Consider the following 19,547-nt stretch of genomic DNA (forward strand, 5'->3'; position numbering starts at 1 on the left):
CTAGGGTGTGGCCAGCCCGCATCACCGGGATGACCCAGGACGGACCAGGAAGCAGCGTTGCCGGAGACCGTGAGCGTGTCCTCGCGCGTGTGGACCGTGCCCAACGCCCTCAGCATGCTCCGGCTGGCCGGCGTGCCCCTCTTCCTCTGGCTGGTCCTCGGCCCGGAGGAGGACCTGTGGGCCCTGGTGGTCCTCATGGTCTCGGGGTTCACCGACTATCTGGACGGCTGGCTCGCGCGCCGACTCGACCAGCGCTCGCGGGTGGGCGAGATCCTGGACCCGGTCGCGGACCGGCTCTACATCCTCGCCGCCGTGCTGGGGCTGTGGCTGCGCGACGTGATCCCGTGGTGGGTGGCCCTGGCGATCCCGCTGCGCGACCTGCTCTTGTGGGGTCTGGTGCCGATCCTGCGGACCCGCGGCTACAGCGCCCTGCCGGTGCACTTCCTCGGCAAGGCGGCGACCTTCAACCTGCTCTACGCCTTCCCGCTTCTCTTCTTCGGCGACGGCCAGGGCACCCTGGCCACGCTCGCCAACGTCTTCGGCTGGGCCTTCGCCCTCTGGGGTCTGGGCCTGTACTGGTGGGCCGGGGTCCTCTACGCATGGCAGGTCGCCAAGCTGGTCCGCGAGACGCCGCCGCTGAGCCGGGACGACCGGAGGGAGGGCCGCCGTGCCTGACAGGTCCTCCGCCCCACGGAGCGCCGACCGGCCGCTGCCGGCACACGTCACGATGCCGCTGCTGGAGCGGGTCCGGATCTCCGCGGTCGACGACGAGTACGCCGAGCACGCGCGCGCCCGCGGCGACGGCAGCGAGCCGCGTCCGCCCTCGCGCCGGGCGGTCACCGTCGTGGCGCTGCTCCTGCTCGGCCTGCTGGTCGCCACCGCCTTCGTCCAGAACGTCCGCTTCGCCGAGCAGGAGGAGACCAACCGGTCTGCCCTGGTCGAGCGGATCGAGCATGAGCGGTCCTCGGTGTCCAGGCTCCAGCGGCAGGTCGGTGAGCTGCAGGCGGATGTCGCCCGGCTGGACCGCGAGGACGACACCTTGTCGCGGCGCCTGCGCGAGTGGCGCTCCCGGGAGGAGCGGCTCGGGCTGGGCAGCGGCTTCGCCGCCGCCCGGGGCCCCGGGGTGCGGGTCACCGTCGACGACTCACCGAGCGGCGACCCGCTCGAGGCGGTGCGGGACGAGGACCTGGCGATGCTGACCGACGCGCTGTGGGGAGCGGGAGCGGAGGCGATCGCGATCAACGGCAAGCGGCTCACCGTGCTCAGCCCGATCCGCAACTCGGGCAACGCGATCAACGTGAACTCCCGCCCCCTGTCCCCGCCGTACGTGGTCGAGGCGATCGGCGACCCGGACACCCTGCAGTCGGACCTGCTGGCCAGCGAGCGCGGGAACGCCTGGATCGGCATGGCGGACCAGCTGGGCTTCCGGTGGAGGATGCAGAATGTCCAGGGCCTGACCCTCCCGGCAGCCCGGGTCCGCACCCCGCTCTACGCCGTGGAAGGGTTGAGGGGACGAGTGGAGAAGGAGGTGACGCCGTGATCGCGGTCATCGGACTGGTGCTGGGCGTGGTGCTCGGCCTGGTCTTCCAGCCCGACGTGCCTCCCGCGCTGCAGAACTACCTGCCGATCGCGGTGGTCGCGGCCATGGACGCGGCCTTCGGCGGCCTGCGCGCCCACCTGGAGGACCTCTTCGACGACAAGGTCTTCGTCGTCTCCTTCCTGTCCAACGTGGTGATCGCCGCCGCGATCGTCTTCCTCGGCGACCAGCTGGGCGTGGGGGAGCAGCTCTCCACCGGCGTGGTCGTCGTGCTCGGGATCCGGATCTTCTCCAACGTCGCCGCGATCCGGCGCCATGTCTTCCATGCCTGACCCGGCCGCGGAGGCCCGGCCCGGCGACCCGCCCGATGGCCGGTCGAGCCGGCCGGACGCCCGCGAGCGCCTGCGCCGCGGCCTGTTGAAGCCGACCCGGTCTCAGCTCCTGGTCGGCGTGCTGCTGGCCGGGCTCGGCTTCGCGGCGGTCACCCAGGCGCACTCCAACGACGTCGAGAACACCTACGCCAACTACCGCCAGCAGGATCTGGTCAACCTCCTGGACTCGCTCTCGACGGCCACCCAGCGTGCGCAGCGCGAGATCGCGGTGCTGATCGAGACGCGCGACCAGCTGCGCAGCGCCTCCGGTGACAAGGAGGCCGCGGTGATCGCCGCGCGACGGGCCGCAGACAACCTCGCGATCCTGGCCGGGACGGTCCCGGTATCGGGTCCGGGACTGCGGATCACCATCACTCCCGGTGACCAGCCGGTCGATCTCAACAGCCTCCTGGACATGGTGCAGGAGCTGCGCACCGCCGACGCGGAGGCGATGGAGTTCAACGACCGCATCCGTGCGGTCGCCAGCACCTCGTTCGCGACCGGGTCGCTGGGCGTCGAGGTGGACGGGCAGCCGCTGGAGGCGCCGTACGTCATCGACGTCATCGGCGACCCGGTCACGCTCGAGGAGGGCCTGAAGTTCCCCCGCGGCCCCCTGGAGCAGCTGCGCGACGACGACGGCGCCACCGTCGAGGTCGAGCAGCTGGAGCGGGTGGAGATCGCCTCGGTCGTGCCGGGCACGCGACCTGACTACGCGCAGCCCGACTCCGGGCAGTAGCCTGCCGAGCAGCCGACCCGGCAGCCGCGACCATCGACGACGGAGGAGTCACCTGTGTACCCCGAGGACCTGAAGTACACCGCCGAGCACGAGTGGGTGCGCCAGCCCGGAACCGCCGAGGGGTCCGTGCGCATCGGGATCACCGACTACGCCCAGGACCAGCTCGGGGACATCGTCTACGTCTCCCTGCCGGAGGTCGGCGACACGGTCGAGGCCGGCGCGGCCTGCGGCGAGCTGGAGTCCACCAAGTCGGTCAGTGACGTCTACGCGCCCTTCGCGGGGGAGGTCGTGGCCCGCAACGACGCGCTGGACGCCACGCCGGAGCTGGTGAACAACGACCCGTACGGCGAGGGCTGGCTGTTCGAGATCGTCCCCACCGACGCGAGCGCCGTCGACGGGCTGATGAGCAGCGCGGACTACCAGGGCTCCCTGGACGGCTGAAATCCTCACCCGCCGGCTGATAGGTTCGGCGCACATTCCCTCACGCTCAGCCCGCACGTGAGGGTGCAACCCCCCGACCTGCCATCCCAGGAGACTTGAATGCCGTTCTGCACGAACTGTGGGAACCAGAACCCCGCCGACGCGCGGTTCTGCTCCCAGTGCGGCACCCGCCTGGTCACCGCGGACGCCCCCGCGGCGGAGAGCCGCACCGAGACCACCTCCACGCACACCTTCGCGGTGCCGGAGAAGGTCGAGGCATCCTCCGACCGGCTGAACCCGGTCGACGCCGCGGCCGTGGACGCGCTCCCGCCCGGCCACGCCCTGCTGGTGGTGCAGCGGGGGCCGGGCGCCGGCAACCGCTTCCTGCTCGACACCGACGTGGTCAAGGCCGGGAGGCACCCCGACAGCGAGATCTTCCTCGATGACGTGACCGTCTCCCGGCGGCACGCGGAGTTCCACCGCGCCGGGGAGAAGTTCACCGTCAGCGACTCCGGGAGCCTCAACGGCACCTACGTCAACCGGGACCGGATCGACTCCGTGGACCTCAAGGACGGCGACGAGGTGCAGATCGGGAAGTACCGCCTCGTCTTCTTCGTCGGACACCGCCAGGACTGAGCATGGGCGCGGAGAGAGCCGCCGGCTCGGGGGCCCGACGCAACATCGGGCAGGTCCTGGAGCTGTTGCGTGAGGAGTTCCCCGGGGTGACCATCCCCAAGATCCGGTTCTGGGAGGACCAGGGCCTGGTCAAGCCCGAGCGTACGGCGGCCGGCTATCGCAAGTTCTCCGACGCGGACGTCGAGCGACTGCGCTACATCGCCCGGATGCAGCGCGACCACTACCTGCCGCTGAAGGTGATCGGCGAGCATCTGGACGCGATGGACCGAGGGCTGGAGCCTCCGGAGATCGAGTCCACCGTCCCCGTCGTCCCCAAGGTCGCCATCGCCGCCGACGGCATGCCGCCGGCGGAGACGTTCCGGCGGCGCAGCGACCTGCGGGTCTCGCGGCGCGAGCTGCTGAAGCTGGCCGAGGTCGACGAGGACCTCCTGGGCCAGCTCGAGCAGTTCGGCCTGGTCCGGCCGCTGCCGGGCACCGGGCACTACGACTCCGACGCGCTGGTCATCGCCCAGACCGCCCGCGAGCTCGCCGACTTCGGCCTCGAGCCGCGTCACCTGCGTGCCTTCAAGACCGCGGCGGATCGCGAGGTCGGCCTCGTGGAGCAGGTCGTCGCGCCGCTGCGCCGGGGTCGCGGGGAGACGGCCGGCGCCCGCGCGGACGAGGCGGTCAGCGAGATGGCGGCGCTCTCGGTGAAGCTCCACGCGACCCTGGTCAAGGCCGGCCTGAAGACCTGACCCTCCGGGCGGCCCGGCCGGTGTCCGTGAGGGCGCGAGTAGGCTGGTGACGTGCGCGAAGTAGACGTCATCGGAGTCCGGGTCGAGATGCCCTCGAACAACCCCATCGTGCTGCTGCGCGAGGTGTCCGGCGACCGCTACCTGCCGATCTGGATCGGCGCCGTCGAGGCGACCGCGATCGCGTTCGCCCAGCAGGGCGTGGTGCCGCCGCGGCCGCTGACCCACGACCTGCTCAAGGACGTGCTGGAGGCGACCGGCAACCCGCTGGCGGAGGTGCGGATCACCGACATGAGCGACGGCGTCTTCTACGCCACCCTGGTGCTGGGCTCCGGCGTCGAGGTGAGCGCGCGGCCCTCGGACTCGATCGCGCTGGCCCTGCGCACCGGCGCCCGGATCGTGTGCGACGAGGGCGTCCTGGACGACGCCGGGCTGGCGGTCCCCGCTGAGCAGGAGGACGAGGTCGAGCGCTTCCGCGAGTTCCTCGACCACGTGACGCCGGAGGACTTCGAGAGCGGGTCGGGGGAGAGCTGAACCCTCACTCTCAACCTGAGGTTGAGGGTTGTGACACGCCGGGTCGTCGCGTTGACCAATCCCCGGTGGCGACCTACCGTGAAGTGTCTTCGTTGTAACTCCACCGCTGTGGTGCTCCCGCTCCACAGACTCCAGGTTTCCCACCCCCGGGAGTTACGGTCAACGGAGTAGGTCGACGGAGGATCAGTGGCAGTGAACGAGAACGGACAGCCCGCACAGGACGCGGCCGACGAGCGCGGCGCCCAGCTGGCGGACGAGCAGGGCCTGCTCTTCACCGACGAGCTCTCCCCGCTGCCGAGCGACACCGGCTACCGCGGCCCCACGGCCTGCAACGCCGCCGGCATCACCTACCGCCAGCTCGACTACTGGGCCCGCACCGGCCTGATCGAGCCGAGCGTCCGGGGCGCCAAGGGCTCGGGCTCGCAGCGGCTCTACTCCTTCCGCGACATCTTGATCCTCAAGGTGATCAAGCGGCTCCTGGACGCGGGCATCTCGCTGCAGCAGATCCGCTCCGCGGTCCAGTTCCTCCGCGAGCGCGGCACCGACGACCTCACCCGCGTCACCTTGATGAGCGACGGCGCCTCGGTCTATGAGTGCACCAGCAACGACGAGGTCATCGACCTGCTCCAGGGCGGCCAGGGGGTCTTCGGCATCGCCATCGGCGGCGTCTGGCGCGAGATCGAGGGCTCGCTCGCGGCGCTGCCCTCCGAGCGCACCCTGGCGGCGGAGGAAGCCGCCCCGAGCGCCGGCGACGAGCTGGCGCAGCGCCGCGCCGCCCGCCGTACTGGGTGAGTGCTGGTAGATTCGACCCTGCCGACGATCCCGCGTGGGAGAGTCTCCGCACCACGGCCCGCCCGGCCCGGTGACGGAGTGCCGAAGGGGCAATTCCTCCCCGGAACCTCTCAGGCGCCAGGACCACGCGGACCAGGCAACTCTGGAGCGACGCCGTGACAGAGGGGGAGGCGACCGATGTCGAGTGACGACGACTAAGGAGCCCGCCCCATGTTCGCCGACGACCGCACCCTCACCGAGCTCGACGCCGCGATGCCCTTCGAGCAGCGGCACATCGGGCTGACCTTCGACGACGTCGAGGTGATGCTCAAGCTCGTCGGTCACCCGACGCTGGACGCCCTGATGGAGGCGGCGGTGCCCGGCGGTATCCGCAGCGACGCGCTGCTGGAGCTCCCCGCGCCGGTCAGCGAGCGTGCGGCCTCGGTCGAGCTGCGCCGGATCGCCGGCCTCAACCGGCCCGCGGAGGCGATGATCGGCCTGGGCTACCACGGCACCGTCACGCCGCCGGTGGTCCGACGCAACGTGCTGGAGGACCCCAGCTGGTACACCGCCTACACGCCCTACCAGCCGGAGATCTCCCAGGGCCGGCTCGAGGCGTTGATCAACTTCCAGACCATGGTCGGCGACCTCACCGGGCTGGACACGTCGAACTCCTCACTCCTGGATGAGGGGACGGCCGCGGCGGAGGCGATGACGCTGGTGCGCCGCGCCAACCGGAAGGCCGCCGGCCCGTTCGTGGTCGACGCCGACGCGCTGCCCCAGACCATCGAGGTCGTGCGCACCCGGGCGCGCGGTATGGGCATCGAGGTGGTCGTCGCCGACCTCTCCCAGGGCCTGCCCGAGGACCTGTCCGCCGACCCGAGCGGCGTGCTGATCCAGTACCCCGGCGCCTCCGGTGCCGTGCGCGACCCGCGGCCGGTGATCGAGGCCGTGCACGAGCGCGGCGGCCTGGCGGTCGTGGCCGCCGACCTGCTGGCGCTGACCGTGCTGGAGTCGCCCGGCGAGCTGGGCGCCGACGTCGTCGTCGGCTCCTCCCAGCGGTTCGGCGTTCCCCTCTTCTACGGCGGCCCGCACGCCGGCTTCATGTCGGTGCGCCAGGGCCTCGAGCGCCACCTGCCCGGCCGGCTGGTCGGAGTCTCCGTCGACGCGGAGGGCCGGCCGGCGTACCGACTGGCGCTGCAGACCCGGGAACAGCACATCCGCCGGGACAAGGCGACCTCCAACATCTGCACCGCGCAGGTGCTGCTGGCCGTCGTGGCGTCGATGTACGCCGTCTACCACGGCCCCGAGGGCCTGCGGACGATCGCCACCCGAGCCCACCGCTACGCCACCACCTTCGCGGCGGCGCTGCGGCAGGCCGGCCTGGAGCCGGTCGCCGACCGGTTCTTCGACACCGTCACCGTCCGGGTCCCCGGATCGGCCGCGACCGTCGTCGCCGCCGCCCGCGACCGCGGGCTGCACCTGCGCCTGGTCGACCCCGACCACGTGGGGGTGTCGTTCTCCGAGACCTCCACCCGCTCCACGCTGCTCTCGGTGCTGCGCGCCTTCGGCATCGACCCCGCCGAGGTCGACGTACCCGACGCGCAGGACGCGCTGCCTGCCGACCTGCGCCGGGTGACCCCCTTCCTGACCCACCCGGTCTTCCACGAGCACCGCAGCGAGACGCAGATGCTGCGCTACCTGCGCCGGCTCTCCGCGCGCGACTACGCGCTGGACCGCGGCATGATCCCGCTCGGCTCGTGCACGATGAAGCTCAACGCCACCACCGAGATGGAGCCGGTCAGCATGCCCGGCTTCGCCGACCTGCACCCCTTCGCCCCGGCCGACGACGCCGCGGGCTATCGCCGGCTGATCACCGAGCTGGAGAGCTGGCTGGCCGAGGTCACCGGCTATGACTCGGTGTCCATCCAGCCGAACGCGGGCAGCCAGGGCGAGCTGGCCGGACTGCTCGCGATCCGGGCCTACCACCAGGCCCGCGGCGAGGAGAGCCGCGACGTCTGCCTCATCCCGTCCTCCGCGCACGGCACCAACGCCGCCTCCGCGGTCATGGCGGGCATGCGAGTGGTCGTGGTCAAGGCGACCGAGGACGGCTCGGTCGACCTCGACGACCTGCGGGCCCAGTGCGAGAAGCACGCCGACACCCTGGCCGCGATCATGGTCACCTACCCCTCCACGCACGGGGACTATGAGGAGACCATCTCCGAGCTGTCCCGGATCGTGCACGAGGCGGGCGGCCAGGTGTACGTCGACGGCGCCAACCTCAACGCCCTGCTCGGCCACGCGCGGCCCGGCGAGTTCGGCGGCGACGTGTCGCACCTCAACCTGCACAAGACCTTCTGCATCCCGCACGGCGGGGGCGGCCCCGGCGTCGGCCCGGTGGCGGTGCGCGCCCACCTGGCGCCGTACCTGCCCAGCCACCCGATGCACCCCGAGGCGGACCGGCGCGAGGGGATCGGGCCGATCAGCGCGGCGCCGTACGGCTCCGCCGGCATCCTGCCGATCTCCTGGGCCTACATCCGGCTGATGGGGGCGCGCGGTCTCACCGACGCCACGTCCGCGGCGGTGCTGGCGGCGAACTACGTCGCGCACCGGCTCGAGGACGCCTTCCCGGTGCTCTACCGCGGGGAGAACGGGCTCGTCGCGCACGAGTGCATCCTGGACCTGCGCGGGCTCACCAAGCAGACCGGCGTGACCGTGGACGACGTCGCCAAGCGGCTGATCGACTACGGCTTCCACGCCCCGACGATGTCCTTCCCGGTGGCCGGGACCCTGATGGTCGAGCCGACCGAGTCCGAGGACCTGGCCGAGCTGGACCGCTTCTGCGACGCGATGATCGCGATCCGCGCGGAGATCGACCGGGTCGGTGCGGGGGAGTGGAGCCCCGAGGAGTCCCCGCTGCGCCACGCCCCGCACACCAGCCGCGCGCTGGTCGGGGAGTGGGAGCGCGGATACGACCGCGAGCTCGGCGTCTTCCCGGCCGGGATCGACCCGGACAAGTACTGGCCGCCCGTCGCCCGCGTCGACCAGGCGTACGGCGACCGCAACCTGGTCTGCGCCTGCCCGCCCCCGGAGGCCTTCTCGGAGTGACCCGCCCACTCCCCGGCCTCGCGGGGCGTGGGCGCGGGCGTTGCCCAGGGTGCGGGTGGGCGCTGGGTCAGGCGTTGACCTGGGTCAGCGTCGAGCCGGAGGGGGACTTGCGCACCAGCACCTTCGCGGGGATCCGGTCGCGCATCTCCGAGACGTGGCTGACCAGCCCGACGACCCGGCCGCCCGAGCGCAGCCCGTCGAGGGTCTCCATCACGTCCTCCAGGGTCTCGGGGTCGAGTGACCCGAAGCCCTCGTCGACGAACAGCGTGTCCAGCTGGGCCCCGCCCGCCTCGTGGGTGACCACGTCGGCCAGCCCCAGCGCCAGGGCCAGGGAGACGATGAAGGTCTCGCCGCCGGAGAGCGTCGCGGGGTCGCGGGTCGTGCCGGACCAGGCGTCGCGCACCCGCAGCCCCAGGCCGCCACGGCGGTCGCCGGCGCCGCGGGCGCTGGTGTGCTCCAACAGGTAGCGCTCGTCGCTCATCCGGGAGAGCCGCTCGTTGGCCGCCGCCACCACCTGCGCCAGCCGGAACGCCAGGACGTACGCCGAGAGGCGCATCTGCAGCCGGTTGTCCACGGACTTGCCCTCGGCGAAGGCCGCCAGGTGGGCGGTGAGTGCGTACTGCTCCCGCACCGGCGCCCACCGGTCGAGCTCCTGCTCCAGGCGGGTGGCGAGCTCTGTCATCCGGTCCCTGCGGCGCCGGGCGGTCTCGTCGGCGTGCACCGCGGCGGCGAGCCGGGCCTCGGCCTGCTGGTCGTCGGCCGCGAGGGCGTCCAGGTCGGGCTCGGCGGCACGGCTGGCCGCCAGCAGCTCCTCGTCGGCGAGCACGGCCGCCGTGGCGGCCCGCCGGTCGTCGTACTCCCGGAGGGCGGCCTCCAGGCGCTCACCCTCGTCGGGGCCGAGCACGGCCGAGCGCGCGATGTCCACGTCGGGGAAGCCGGCGGCCCGGGCGGCCGCCTCGGTGCGCTCGCTGGCATCGAGCAGGCTCTGCGCCGCGTGCTGAGCCTCGGCGTGCGCCTCCGCGGCCCGTTCGGCCGCGGCAGCGACCCCCTCGACCTGCTCGAGGAGCGCCGGGAGGCCGAGGTCGGAGTCGCCGCGCAGCCCGGCCAGCTCGGCGTCGATCTCCGCCAGCCGTTGCTCGCGGCCGGCGAGGGTGGCCTCCAGTGCCTCGACCCGGCGGGCCGCCTGCTCGAGCCGCTCCTGGTCGGCGCGCAGCTCCTCCTCGAGCCCCGCGAGCCGCTGACGGGCCGGGTCGAGGCCGTCGGCCAGCGCCCGCGTCTGGCGCTCCTCGACGGTGGCCGCCTCGAGCGCAGAGGTGAGCGAGTCCAGATCCGGGGAGACTGCGTCGTTCGTCCCTGCCTGCTCGCGAGCGACCGCCAGCGCCTGAGCGAGCCCGCGCTCCCGGTCCGCCGCCGACTCCCGGGCGACCTCGGCGTCGTCGACCAGGCGGCGAGCCTCCCGCTCGGCCGCCACGTCGGGAGCGTCGGGGCCCGGCACAGCGGGGGCGGGATGGTGGGAGGAGCCGCAGACCGGGCACTCCGCGCCCGCGGCGAGCCGTCCCGCGATCTCCGCGGCCATCCCGGCGAGCCGTTCCTCGCGCAGGTCCAGCCAGCGCTGGGTGCGGTCGTGGAGCGTCTGGACCGCGGCGACCCGCTCGGCGGTCGCGTCCTCCAGGTCGGGGAGCAGGGAGACGACCCGTCGGGCAGCCTTCAGCCGGGTCGTCGCGGTGGAGGTCGCCTCGGACAGCGCCGGAAGACGGGCGTCGGCGGCCGCGGCGGCCTCGACGCGGGTGCGGGCCTGCGAGATCCGCTCCGGCAGGGAGGTACGGCGATCCCGGAGCCGGGCGACCGACTCCTCCAACCCCGCGCGCTCGTCCCGGTCCCGCTCCTGCTCCCGGACCAGCCGGGCGCGGCGCTCCTCCTGGGGCAGAGCGGTGCGGATCCGGGCGGCGAGTCGGCCCGCCTCCCGCCGGCCGTGGGCCACGAGCTCGGCAGCGGACTCCTCCGGCGCCGCGTCGCCCCAGCACCGGGCGCGGGCATCGTCGAGGGAGGCACCCAGCGCGGGCACGCCGGCGGCGGACTCCAGTGCCTGCCGTCGCTGCGTCCGCGCCCGCGCGGAGGCCCGCTCGGCCCGGGACCGGGCGGCCTCCTCCGCGGTGATGAGGGCTGCCACCGGCGCGGCACGCCGACCCGCGTCGAGCCGGTCGCGACGTGCGTGCTGGTCCGGCTCGAGGGCGTCGAGACGGGCGGCCTCCTCCTGCGCCCCGGCGCGGCGCCGGCGACGCTCGGCGAGCTCCTGGCCGGCGCGCAGCCGACCGGCCGCCGCGGTGGCCGCCGCGGCGGCCTCCTCACGGGCGGCCCCGGCCACGGCCGTCGCCTCCTGACAGGCGATCCGCTGCTCCTCCAGCCAGGCGGGCAGGGTGGGCTCGGCGCCGTCGTCGGGCCCGGACTCCGCCCACGTCGCGGGCAGCGCGACGTCGAGCACCTCCGCGGAGCGGGCCAGCAGCCCGGCGACCTGCTGGGCATGCTGTTGGGAGCTGCGCCCGAGCTCGCGGCGCCGGTCGGCCAGCCAGAGCTCCACGTCGCGGAACCGGGCGGTGCGGAAGAGCCGCTCGAGCAGCTTCTGTCGGGAGTCGGCGCCGGCCCGCAAGAAGGCCTGGAAGTCGCCCTGGGGCAGCAGCGCCACCTGGGTGAACTGGGTCAGCGTCATCCCGAGCAGCTCGGTGACCAGGTGGCCCACCTCGTCGATCCGGGTGGAGACCGGCTCCCAGGAGCGACCCTTGCGCTCGGTCAGCGTCACCCGGGTCTGCTCGGGCGTGGTGCCCTCGCCGCGCTTCTTCGGGCGCTGCCAGGCGGGGGAGCGGACGATCCGGAAGCGCCGCCCGGCCAGGGTGCAGTCCAGTCGCACGCTCGGTGCCGTGGTGGCCTCGGCGTGGTCGCTGCGGAGCTGGCGCGCGCCGGAACGGTCGCCGGGGACGTCGCCGTACAGCGCGAAGCAGACGGCGTCCAGGACACTGGTCTTGCCGGACCCTGTGGGGCCGGTGAGCAGGAACAGCCCGGCCTCGGACAGCTCGTCGAAGTCCACCCGCACGGTGCCGGCGAACGGCCCGAACGCGGTGGCCTCGAGCAGATGCAGCCTCATCCGCCGCCACCGCCCGCATGGTCGAGCTCCCGGTCGTGGCAGCACGCGTCGACGGCCTGCTGCAGGAGAGCGGCCTCGGCCTCGCCGGCCTCGGCGCCGCGCAGCTCGCGCACGAAGTCGAGGGTCACCTGGTGGTCGCTCCGGCCCTCGGTGCGGGCCCGGGGGACCTCGGCCATCGGCTCCCCGACGGGTGCGAAGACCAGCGAGAGCGCGTGCGGGAAGCGCCGGCGCAGCCGCTCCATCGCCTGGACCGGCCGGACCGGGTCGGTCAGCACCGCCTGGACGAAGGCGTCCTCGTCGGCGGCGAGCGCCGGGTCGGCGAGCAGGTCCTCCAGCTCGCCCTCCAACCGGGCCAGCCGCCGCGGCACCGGCGCCGGGACGAACTCGGCGTCCACCGAGCCGTCGGCGGCCAGGTCCACCAGCCAGGAGCCCTTGGTCTGGTCCCGCTCGGAGAAGGAGTAGGCCAGCGGGGAGCCGCTGTAGCGCACCCGGTCGGTCAGCGTGTGCCGCCCGTGCAGATGCCCGAGAGCGACGTAGTCGGCGCCGTCGAAGACCGAGGTGGGCACCAGGCTGACTCCGCCGACGCTGATGTCCCGCTCGGAGTCCGACACCTGCACGCGCGCCTCGACGTCGGCCACGAAGGCGTGCGCCATCACCACCGACCGGGTCCGGCGCCGCCCCGCCAGGTCCTTGCGCACCCGGCCCATCGCCTCGCCCAGCGCCATCTCGTGGGAGCGGTGCAGCAGCCCCCACGGCTCGCGCACGCTCTCGGGGTCGAGGTAGGGCAGCGGGTGCACCGCGACCGGGCCGTACCGGTCCTCCAGGAGCACCGGCTCGCCGACCCGCTCCAGCCCGGTGCGGACGAAGACGCCCGCGGCGTCCATCACCCGCGAGCCGAAGCCGAGCCGTTGGGCCGAGTCGTGGTTGCCGCTGCTGACCACCACCGAGGCCCGCGAGGCGCACAGCCGCGCCAGCGCCTCGTCGAAGAGCCGCACCGCGTCGACCGGGGGCAGGGCGCGGTCGTAGACGTCGCCGGAGAGCAGCACCACGTCGACGTCCTCGGCCTCGACCACGGCCAGCAGGTGGTCGACGTACGCCGCCTGGTGGTCGAGCATCCCGACGCGGTGGAAGGACCGCCCCAGGTGCCAGTCGGAGGTGTGGAGGATGCGCACACCTAGAACCTAGGAGCCGCCACCGACACTCCCGCGCAGCCCACGCCGTACACGCCCCCGTGGCAGGCTGGAGGGATGTCGGAGACCCAGGATCGCGAACAGGTGCGGGCGGCACTGGACGCCAAGGAGGAGCAGCTCGAGCAGGAGATCGCCGAGCTCACCGCGCCCCACCAGAACATGGGCAACATCTCCTTCGGCAAGCGGGTCGGCGACGGCACCTCGATGGCCGTCGAGCGGCTCAGCGCCGTGCACGCGCACGACCGGCTGACCGCGATGCTGGAGGAGGTACGGCGCGCCCGGGCGGCGCTGGACGACGGCACCTGGGGCACCTGCGTCGTGTGCGGCAATCCAATCGCCGAGGCCCGGCTCGAGGCCCGACCCTGGGCCACCCGATGCGTTGGCTGCGCCGCCTCGGCCGGCCCGCGCTGACCCCTCGCCGGCCGGCTCTCCGGTGTCGGACATCACGTCCGCCACGATGCCGGAGACCCTTGATCACGACCCTAGAATGTAAGAGTCAATAACGACGAGCATTCATTACGTCACGATCGGCGACGAGGCCGGTCGAGAGGGTTGGTAGATCATGGACACGCAGCTTCACCAGGCCATCGACTTCATGGGGCACCGCGCCCTGTCGGAGCATGACCTGACGATCCGGCAGACCGAGGTGGAGGCCCGACGCGGCCGTCGGCTGTCCCTGCGTGCCCTCGCCGCCCACCGGCGCTGACCCCGCCCGGTCGAGCCTGCCCGGTCGAGCCTGCCTCGCGAGACCGCGCCTGCCCGCGACGACCCGCGTGGCAGGCTGGCGTCATGACTGAGCAGGCAGCTGAGACCAATCCCGCCCTGGGCCACCGGCAGGTGGACCTGACCCGCATCGGGGAGGGGCGCTACAAGGCGACGAACGCCCGCGGCGGAGTCCTCCCGATCGGGTCCGGGGGCGACCCCGACTTCAGCCCGGTCGAGCTGCTGCTCGCCGGCCTGGCCGGCTGCAGCGCCATCGACGTCGACCTGATCACCGGCAAGCGTGCCGAGGCGGTCACCTTCGACGTCCGTGCCGAGGGGGTGAAGGTCCGCGACGAGCAGGGCAACCACCTGACCGACCTCAAGGTCACCTTCGACATCCGCTTCCCCGAGGGGGAGGAGGGGGACGCGGCTCGCGCCGTCGTGCCGCGCTCGTTGGAGCAGACCCGCGACCGGCTCTGCAGCGTCGGCCGGACGGTCGCGCTGCCCTCCCCGGTGGACTACGACCAGGGCGACCTCAGCCGACCGTGACCCCGGAGATCTCCACCGGCGTCTTGGGGGCGCCGTCGGGCTGACCGGTCTCGGTGCCCTTCTTCGCGAGCTTCTGCACGGTCGTCAGCGACTTCTTGTCCAGCTGTCCGAAGACGTTGTAGAGCGGCTGCAGCCCGGCACTGGAGTCCTGGTAGACGATGAAGAACTGCGAGCCGTTGGTGTTCGGGCCGGCGTTGGCCATCGCGAGGGTGCCGGCGCCGTACTTCTCCGAGCCCGACAGCTCGTCCTCGAAGCTGTAGCCGGGGCCGCCCATCCCGCTGCCGGTGGGATCGCCGCACTGGAGCACGAAGATCCCGCTGGTGGTGAGCCGGTGGCAGGAGGTGCCGTCGAAGTAGCCCTGCTCGGCGAGCGAGACGAAGGAGTTCACCGTGCACGGAGTCCCGCCGGCGTCCAGGGTGGCCTTCAGCGTTCCCGCGCTGGTCTCGATGGACACGGGGACGGTGCCGTTCACGGTCGGGTCGGCGGGAGGGGGCGAGACCTCCTTGGCCGGCGACTGGCCGTCGGAGGCGTACTGGCAGGCGCCCCCCGACGTCGACGACGACGCTGACTCCGAGGCGGCCGAGCTCTCGCTCGACGACCCACCCGAGCCGGGGTCCTCCGCCGCATCGGGGCTCTCACTGCCACAGGCGGTGAGCAGCAGGGCGCTGGCGGACAGGACGGCGAGGAGTCGTCGAGACATGGGTCGAGCGTAGTCAGGAGTTGTGCCCGCGAGCGGCAACGGGCCACTCGCGCACGTCGCCGGCGTGGTCGACGTACAACGTGTCCACCAGGTTCACCGCATTGCACGCGTGGTTGGGGACGATGTCGATGACCGTGCCCGGCGGTGGGGGAGTGCCGGCCCAGTCGATCACCGCGTGGTGCTCGGACAGCATCACGATGCGCGCCTCCTCCCGCTCGGGGACCCGGCCGAAGCCGGAGGAGTACGGCGCCCGGTCGGCGCCGAGGATCTTGCTGCCGGCGTCGACCACCGCCCGGCCGCCCGCGTTGCTCACCACCGTGGTGCGGCAGGTGAGAGCCAGCTCCTCGGGCCCCATCGTGCCGAGCTCCCACTGCTGGGCGTCGCCCACGGCGTAGACGCCCGGACGCAGCTCGGTCAGCGGGCCGGGATCGTCCAGGCTGGCCTCCAGACTCGGGGTGGAGCCGCCGCTGACCACCCGCGGCTCGATGCCCGCGGCGCGCAGCGAGTCCGCGGCGACGGCCAGCGCCCGGCGCTCGTCCTCGGCGGCCGTGCGCAGGGCGTCGGGGGAGTAGGAGTGGCCGGGGAAGGTGAAGGCGCCGCGCACGTCCACCCCTGCGCGGTGGGCGGCGGCGGCGATCTCGCCGGCATCCTCGGGCGGGCACCCGGTGCGATGGTGGCCGCTGTCGACCTCCACCAGCACCTCGAGCGGGGTGTGCCCGAGGAACCTGCCGAGCGCGGCGGCCCCGGGGACCGAGTCGGTTCCGACGATCACCCGGGCCCGGGTCATCAGGTCGCGCAGCCGGTCCGCGGCGCGCCGGTCCACCCAGAGCGGGTAGGCGATGAGGATGTCGTCGACCCGGTGCCGGGCGAAGACCTCGGCCTCGCCGATGGTGGCCACCGTGACCCCGACGGCACCGGCCTGAAGCTGCAGCCAGGCCAGCTCGGGACTCTTGTGGGTCTTCGCGTGCGGCCGGAGCGACACCCCCGAGGCCGCCGCACGCTCCGCGGCGCGGCCCAGGTTGCGACGTACGCGGGCCACATCGACAGCGAGGTACGGCGTGGTCGCGGGCACACCGGCAGGGTAGTGCGCCGACTCGACCATCGGCAGTCGCGGGGAGTTCACCAATTCGGTGCTACCGCGGACGCGTCGGGCTACGTACAGTGAGCCGGTCATGCTCACATCTCACGGAAACGGCATCCGATGAAGTCGACCACCACGCGTCTGGCGAGTCTGGGCCTCGCGGGCTCCCTGGCTGTGTTCACCGCCCTGGGCGGCGTCCCCGCCCAGGCGGCCAAGGACAAGCGCCCCGGGGGCAAGGGCGGCAACCCCAACCTCACCTCGGTCCAGCTGCTCTCGTTCAACGACTACCACGGCCACCTCGAGGCGACCGATCCCCCGCTGAACGCGACGCTGGACCCCTCGCAGACGCCGGTCGGCGGCGCGGAGTACCTCTCCAGCAAGCTCACCGAGCTGCGTGGCGAGGCCCCCGGCGGGAACAGCCTCACCGTGGCCGCGGGCGACCTGATCGGCGGCTCGCCGTTCCTGTCCGGGCTCTTCCACGACGAGCCCTCGGTCGAGTCGCTCAACGCGATGGGCCTCGACGTCAGCTCGGTGGGCAACCACGAGTTCGACGAGGGCACCGACGAGCTGCTGCGCATGCAGAACGACGGCTGCCACCCGACTGACGGCTGCTACTTCCCCGACCAGCCCTACCAGGGCGCGGACTTCCAGTGGCTGGCCGCCAACGTGGTGAAGAAGGACGGCTCCGGCACGCTGCTGCCCGGGACCAGCATCAAGAACATCGCCGGCACCAAGGTCGGCTTCATCGGCATGACCCTGGAGGCCACGCCCACTCTGGTCAGCCCCGCGGGCGTCTCCTCGGTGGAGTTCCGCGACGAGGTGCAGACGGCCAACCAGCAGGCCCAGGTGCTGAAGAAGCAGGGCGTCAAGGCCATCGTCGTGCTGCTGCATGAGGGCGGCTACCAGACAGGCACCTACCAGGGATGCGAGGGCATCTCGGAGCCGATCACCCAGATCGCGGCCCAGATGACCCCCGAGGTCGACCAGATCGTCAGTGGCCACACCCACCAGCCCTACGTCTGCTCGCTGCCCGACCCCGAGGGCAACCCCCGGCTGGTCACGAGCGCCGCCGACTACGGCCGCGTCGTGACCGAGTCCACCCTGGTCATCAACAAGCGCAGCGGCGAGGTGATGCGCGACCGCAGCACCGCGACCAACCACCTGGTGGAGCGGACCACCGCCGACCCGAAGCAGACCGCGATCATCAACAAGTGGAAGTCGCTGAGCGAGGTCGTGGGCGCCCGGGTGATCGGGACCGTCGCCGAGGACATCCTGGGCGACTCCAGCGGTGACCGCGGCATCGAGACGCCGATGGCCGACATGATCGCCGACTCGATCCTGGCGGCCACCGACGGCGCCGACGAGGGCGGGGCGCAGATCTCGTTCATGAACGTCGGCGGTGTGCGCGCCAGCCTGCGCTACGCGCCGAAGTACACCGAGGGCCCCGGCGAGGTGACCTACAAGGAGGCGTACGACGTCCTGCCGTTCGGCAACCGGATCGTCACCGTCTCCATGACCGGGGCGCAGATCGAGGAGGCGCTGGAGCAGCAGTACCAGCCGGTGGAGGCCCGGGGCTCGCGGCCGATGCTGGCCCTGGGCGTCTCCGAGGGCTTCACCTACGACTGGGACGCCTCCCAGCCGCAGGGCTCGCGGGTCGTGGCGGGCTCGATGGCGCTCAACGGGACGCCGATCGACCCGAACGCCACCTACCGGGTGAGCATGTACAACTTCCTCGCCGAGGGCGGCGACCTGTTCAGCGCCTTCACCGAGGGCACCGACCTCACCGGTGGCCCGGAGGACCTGGCCGCGCTCGAGGCCTACCTGGGTGCCAACCCGGGCCTCACCGCGCCGGAGAGCCGGGTGGGCGGTCTGTGACCGTCTGAGACGAGCGAGCGCCGGCCGCACCCGCACCGGGTGCGGCCGGCGTTCGCGTCCCCCTCAGTCGATCCGCTCCCCGGCGAGGGCCTTCGCGGCCAGCCGCTCCTCCTCGCTGACCTCCCAGACCTCCCACGCGGCGTGGAACGCGATCGCGATGATCACCACGCCCAGCACCAGGTCCGGCCACCCGGAGCCCGTCGCGGCGGTGACCAGGCCCATCGCGATGATCGCGACGTTGACGAGCACGTCGTTGCGCGCGGACAGGAACGCCGCTCGACTGAGGGACCCGCCCGCATGCCGCAGGCGGGCCAGGAGCCAGGCGCTCGCCCCGTTGACGACGATCGCGCCCAGGCTGGCCAGCACCAGGGGTAGGACGGCCGGCGCGACCGGGTCGGAGAAGCGTTGGACCGCCTGCCAGGCCGCGGCGCACGCGGGCACCAGGATCACCAGCGCCATCAGCTTGCCCATCAGCGAGCGCCGGGCCAACGGCCACCCCAGCGCGACGAAGATCAGCAGGTTGATCGCGGTGTCCTCGAGGAAGTCCACGCTGTCGGCGAACAAGGCGACCGAGCCGATCGCCAGGGCGACGGACATCTCCACGAAGAAGTAGGACAGGTTCAGTCCGGCGACGACAAGGACGACCCGGCGCAGCGTCTGCGCGCCCTGCCGGCTCTGCGCCTCATCGGTCATGGGGGCTCCTTCTCGTCCAGGGCCAGGTCATCAGGGCCCATACGGTCCCCACGACGACCACCTCGGCGAGGACGTACCACGGCCAGGGGCCGAGCAGGTCCAGCGCCGACCCGGTGCCCGGCTTGCGGTTGAGGAAGCCGTAGTTCGTTCCGACGACGAGGTTGAAGGCGTAGACCGTCACCATCCAGACCAGGGTGAGACCCACGGTCGTGGAGTAGGTGCGCCAGGCCGGCCGGATGCCCAGCCCCCAGGTGAGGTAGACCGCCGTCCAGACGATGAGCACGTGCATCGCCCAGAAGCCGAGGAACTTCGGGTCGGGGAAGTCGCGGGCCAGCGCCGGGGTGAGGATCGCCTGCGGGGCCAGGGTCAGCCCCCAGTAGTAGGTGCACGCCACCGCGCCCGGCGCCCGCGTCCACAGCGCGATCACGGCGGCGACCAGCGCGAGGTCGCACAGCTGGAGGGGCAGCGTCGTGTGCAGGTCGAAGTTGCCGGGCAGGAAGTCGACCACCTGCAGGGGCACGGTGGCCGCCAGCACGAGCACCGCCCCGGTGCGGCCGGCCCACTCCTCGCGGCCGGCGCGCAGCACGCGGCGCCCCAGCATCGCGGCAGGCACCAGCCCGAGGACGACGACGGCGAGCATCACCAGGTGCGACGTACCCATCGGCTCGAAGCGGGTCGCCAGCACGGTCACGTCCCCATCATGCCGCCCGGCGACGCGACCAAAGTCGGCCGACCTGTCCCAATCGGTGACGGGGAGGGGGGTTTGGCCCTACG

The 19,547-nt window shown here is 72.8% G+C and carries 20 protein-coding genes and 1 riboswitch; of the genes, 14 read left to right on the forward strand and 6 right to left on the reverse strand.

Annotated elements, in window-relative coordinates; genetic code table 11:
• Positions 1–57 precede the first annotated feature (57 nt).
• From K8W59_RS08130 to gcvP, 10 genes are all read left to right on the forward strand, one after another.
• Entirely contained in the window at positions 58–675 is a 618-nt protein-coding gene (locus K8W59_RS08130) for a CDP-alcohol phosphatidyltransferase family protein (protein WP_223399353.1), read from the forward strand.
• Positions 668–1,540, forward strand: a complete 873-nt coding sequence (locus K8W59_RS08135; RefSeq protein ID WP_263283297.1) for a DUF881 domain-containing protein — start codon at positions 668–670, stop codon at positions 1,538–1,540. Before K8W59_RS08130 ends, K8W59_RS08135 begins: the two co-directional genes overlap by 8 nt.
• Positions 1,537–1,869 carry a small basic family protein gene (locus K8W59_RS08140; protein WP_223399354.1) on the forward strand — a complete coding sequence of 111 codons (333 nt, stop codon included), beginning with the start codon at positions 1,537–1,539 and terminating at the stop codon, positions 1,867–1,869. The genes K8W59_RS08135 and K8W59_RS08140 overlap by 4 nt, the downstream gene beginning before the upstream one ends.
• Positions 1,862–2,644, forward strand: coding sequence for a DUF881 domain-containing protein (locus K8W59_RS08145; RefSeq protein ID WP_223399355.1), 783 nt, complete (start codon positions 1,862–1,864; stop codon positions 2,642–2,644). Before K8W59_RS08140 ends, K8W59_RS08145 begins: the two co-directional genes overlap by 8 nt.
• A 54-nt stretch (positions 2,645–2,698) precedes the next feature.
• Positions 2,699–3,085 (forward strand): glycine cleavage system protein GcvH, encoded by a 387-nt coding sequence (gene gcvH / locus K8W59_RS08150; protein WP_223399356.1) that lies wholly within the window; start codon positions 2,699–2,701, stop codon positions 3,083–3,085.
• A 99-nt stretch (positions 3,086–3,184) separates the two neighbouring features.
• Positions 3,185–3,700: an FHA domain-containing protein gene (locus K8W59_RS08155; protein ID WP_223399357.1), complete on the forward strand. Its 516-nt coding sequence runs from the start codon at positions 3,185–3,187 to the stop codon at positions 3,698–3,700.
• 2 nt (positions 3,701–3,702) lie between these two features.
• The gene (gene ftsR / locus K8W59_RS08160; protein WP_223399358.1) at positions 3,703–4,434 is read left to right on the forward strand and encodes a transcriptional regulator FtsR; all 732 of its coding nucleotides are present in this window, start codon (positions 3,703–3,705) and stop codon (positions 4,432–4,434) included.
• A gap of 51 nt (positions 4,435–4,485) precedes the next feature.
• Positions 4,486–4,965 carry a bifunctional nuclease family protein gene (locus tag K8W59_RS08165; RefSeq protein WP_223399359.1) on the forward strand — a complete coding sequence of 160 codons (480 nt, stop codon included), beginning with the start codon at positions 4,486–4,488 and terminating at the stop codon, positions 4,963–4,965.
• A 192-nt stretch (positions 4,966–5,157) separates the two neighbouring features.
• Entirely contained in the window at positions 5,158–5,757 is a 600-nt protein-coding gene (locus tag K8W59_RS08170) for a MerR family transcriptional regulator (protein WP_397195951.1), read from the forward strand.
• A 25-nt stretch (positions 5,758–5,782) separates the two neighbouring features.
• Positions 5,783–5,893: riboswitch (glycine riboswitch) on the forward strand.
• 74 nt (positions 5,894–5,967) lie between these two features.
• A complete protein-coding gene (gcvP, locus tag K8W59_RS08175) occupies positions 5,968–8,844 on the forward strand; it encodes an aminomethyl-transferring glycine dehydrogenase (RefSeq protein WP_223399360.1) in 2,877 nt (958 codons plus the stop codon).
• Between the two features lie 67 nt (positions 8,845–8,911).
• Here the strand turns inward: gcvP and K8W59_RS20160 are convergent, their stop codons facing one another.
• Positions 8,912–11,983 (reverse strand): AAA family ATPase, encoded by a 3,072-nt coding sequence (locus K8W59_RS20160; protein WP_263283298.1) that lies wholly within the window; start codon positions 11,981–11,983, stop codon positions 8,912–8,914.
• Positions 11,980–13,155 carry an exonuclease SbcCD subunit D gene (locus K8W59_RS08190; RefSeq protein ID WP_223399361.1) on the reverse strand — a complete coding sequence of 392 codons (1,176 nt, stop codon included), beginning with the start codon at positions 13,153–13,155 and terminating at the stop codon, positions 11,980–11,982. The genes K8W59_RS20160 and K8W59_RS08190 overlap by 4 nt, the downstream gene beginning before the upstream one ends.
• 75 nt (positions 13,156–13,230) lie before the next feature.
• Between K8W59_RS08190 and K8W59_RS08195 the strand changes: the two genes are divergently transcribed.
• From K8W59_RS08195 to K8W59_RS08205, 3 genes are all read left to right on the forward strand, one after another.
• The gene (locus tag K8W59_RS08195) at positions 13,231–13,584 is read left to right on the forward strand and encodes a TraR/DksA family transcriptional regulator (RefSeq protein WP_223399362.1); all 354 of its coding nucleotides are present in this window, start codon (positions 13,231–13,233) and stop codon (positions 13,582–13,584) included.
• A 151-nt stretch (positions 13,585–13,735) separates the two neighbouring features.
• Positions 13,736–13,879, forward strand: coding sequence for a hypothetical protein (locus K8W59_RS08200; RefSeq protein WP_223399363.1), 144 nt, complete (start codon positions 13,736–13,738; stop codon positions 13,877–13,879).
• Positions 13,880–13,962: 83 nt separating this feature from the next.
• Positions 13,963–14,424 (forward strand): OsmC family protein, encoded by a 462-nt coding sequence (locus K8W59_RS08205; RefSeq protein ID WP_223399364.1) that lies wholly within the window; start codon positions 13,963–13,965, stop codon positions 14,422–14,424.
• Here the strand turns inward: K8W59_RS08205 and K8W59_RS20290 are convergent.
• Positions 14,411–15,124, reverse strand: coding sequence for a peptidylprolyl isomerase (locus K8W59_RS20290; protein WP_317846319.1), 714 nt, complete (start codon positions 15,122–15,124; stop codon positions 14,411–14,413). The genes K8W59_RS08205 and K8W59_RS20290 overlap by 14 nt on opposite strands.
• 13 nt (positions 15,125–15,137) lie before the next feature.
• Entirely contained in the window at positions 15,138–16,247 is a 1,110-nt protein-coding gene (locus K8W59_RS08215) for an alanine racemase (protein WP_223399365.1), read from the reverse strand.
• A gap of 78 nt (positions 16,248–16,325) precedes the next feature.
• On the opposite strand from K8W59_RS08215, the gene K8W59_RS08220 reads away from it, so the two are divergent.
• Complete coding sequence (locus tag K8W59_RS08220; protein ID WP_223399366.1) at positions 16,326–18,080, forward strand: bifunctional metallophosphatase/5'-nucleotidase; 1,755 nt, start codon at positions 16,326–16,328, stop codon at positions 18,078–18,080.
• Positions 18,081–18,143: 63 nt separating this feature from the next.
• Here K8W59_RS08220 and K8W59_RS08225 read toward each other — a convergent pair whose 3' ends face one another.
• Positions 18,144–18,773, reverse strand: coding sequence for a cation transporter (locus tag K8W59_RS08225; protein ID WP_223399367.1), 630 nt, complete (start codon positions 18,771–18,773; stop codon positions 18,144–18,146).
• Positions 18,763–19,464: a YwaF family protein gene (locus tag K8W59_RS08230; RefSeq protein WP_223399368.1), complete on the reverse strand. Its 702-nt coding sequence runs from the start codon at positions 19,462–19,464 to the stop codon at positions 18,763–18,765. The genes K8W59_RS08225 and K8W59_RS08230 overlap by 11 nt, the downstream gene beginning before the upstream one ends.
• Positions 19,465–19,547: the final 83 nt, after the last annotated feature.

Origin of the sequence: Nocardioides rotundus (assembly GCF_019931675.1) — a bacterium.
Lineage (GTDB): Bacteria > Actinomycetota > Actinomycetes > Propionibacteriales > Nocardioidaceae > Nocardioides > Nocardioides rotundus.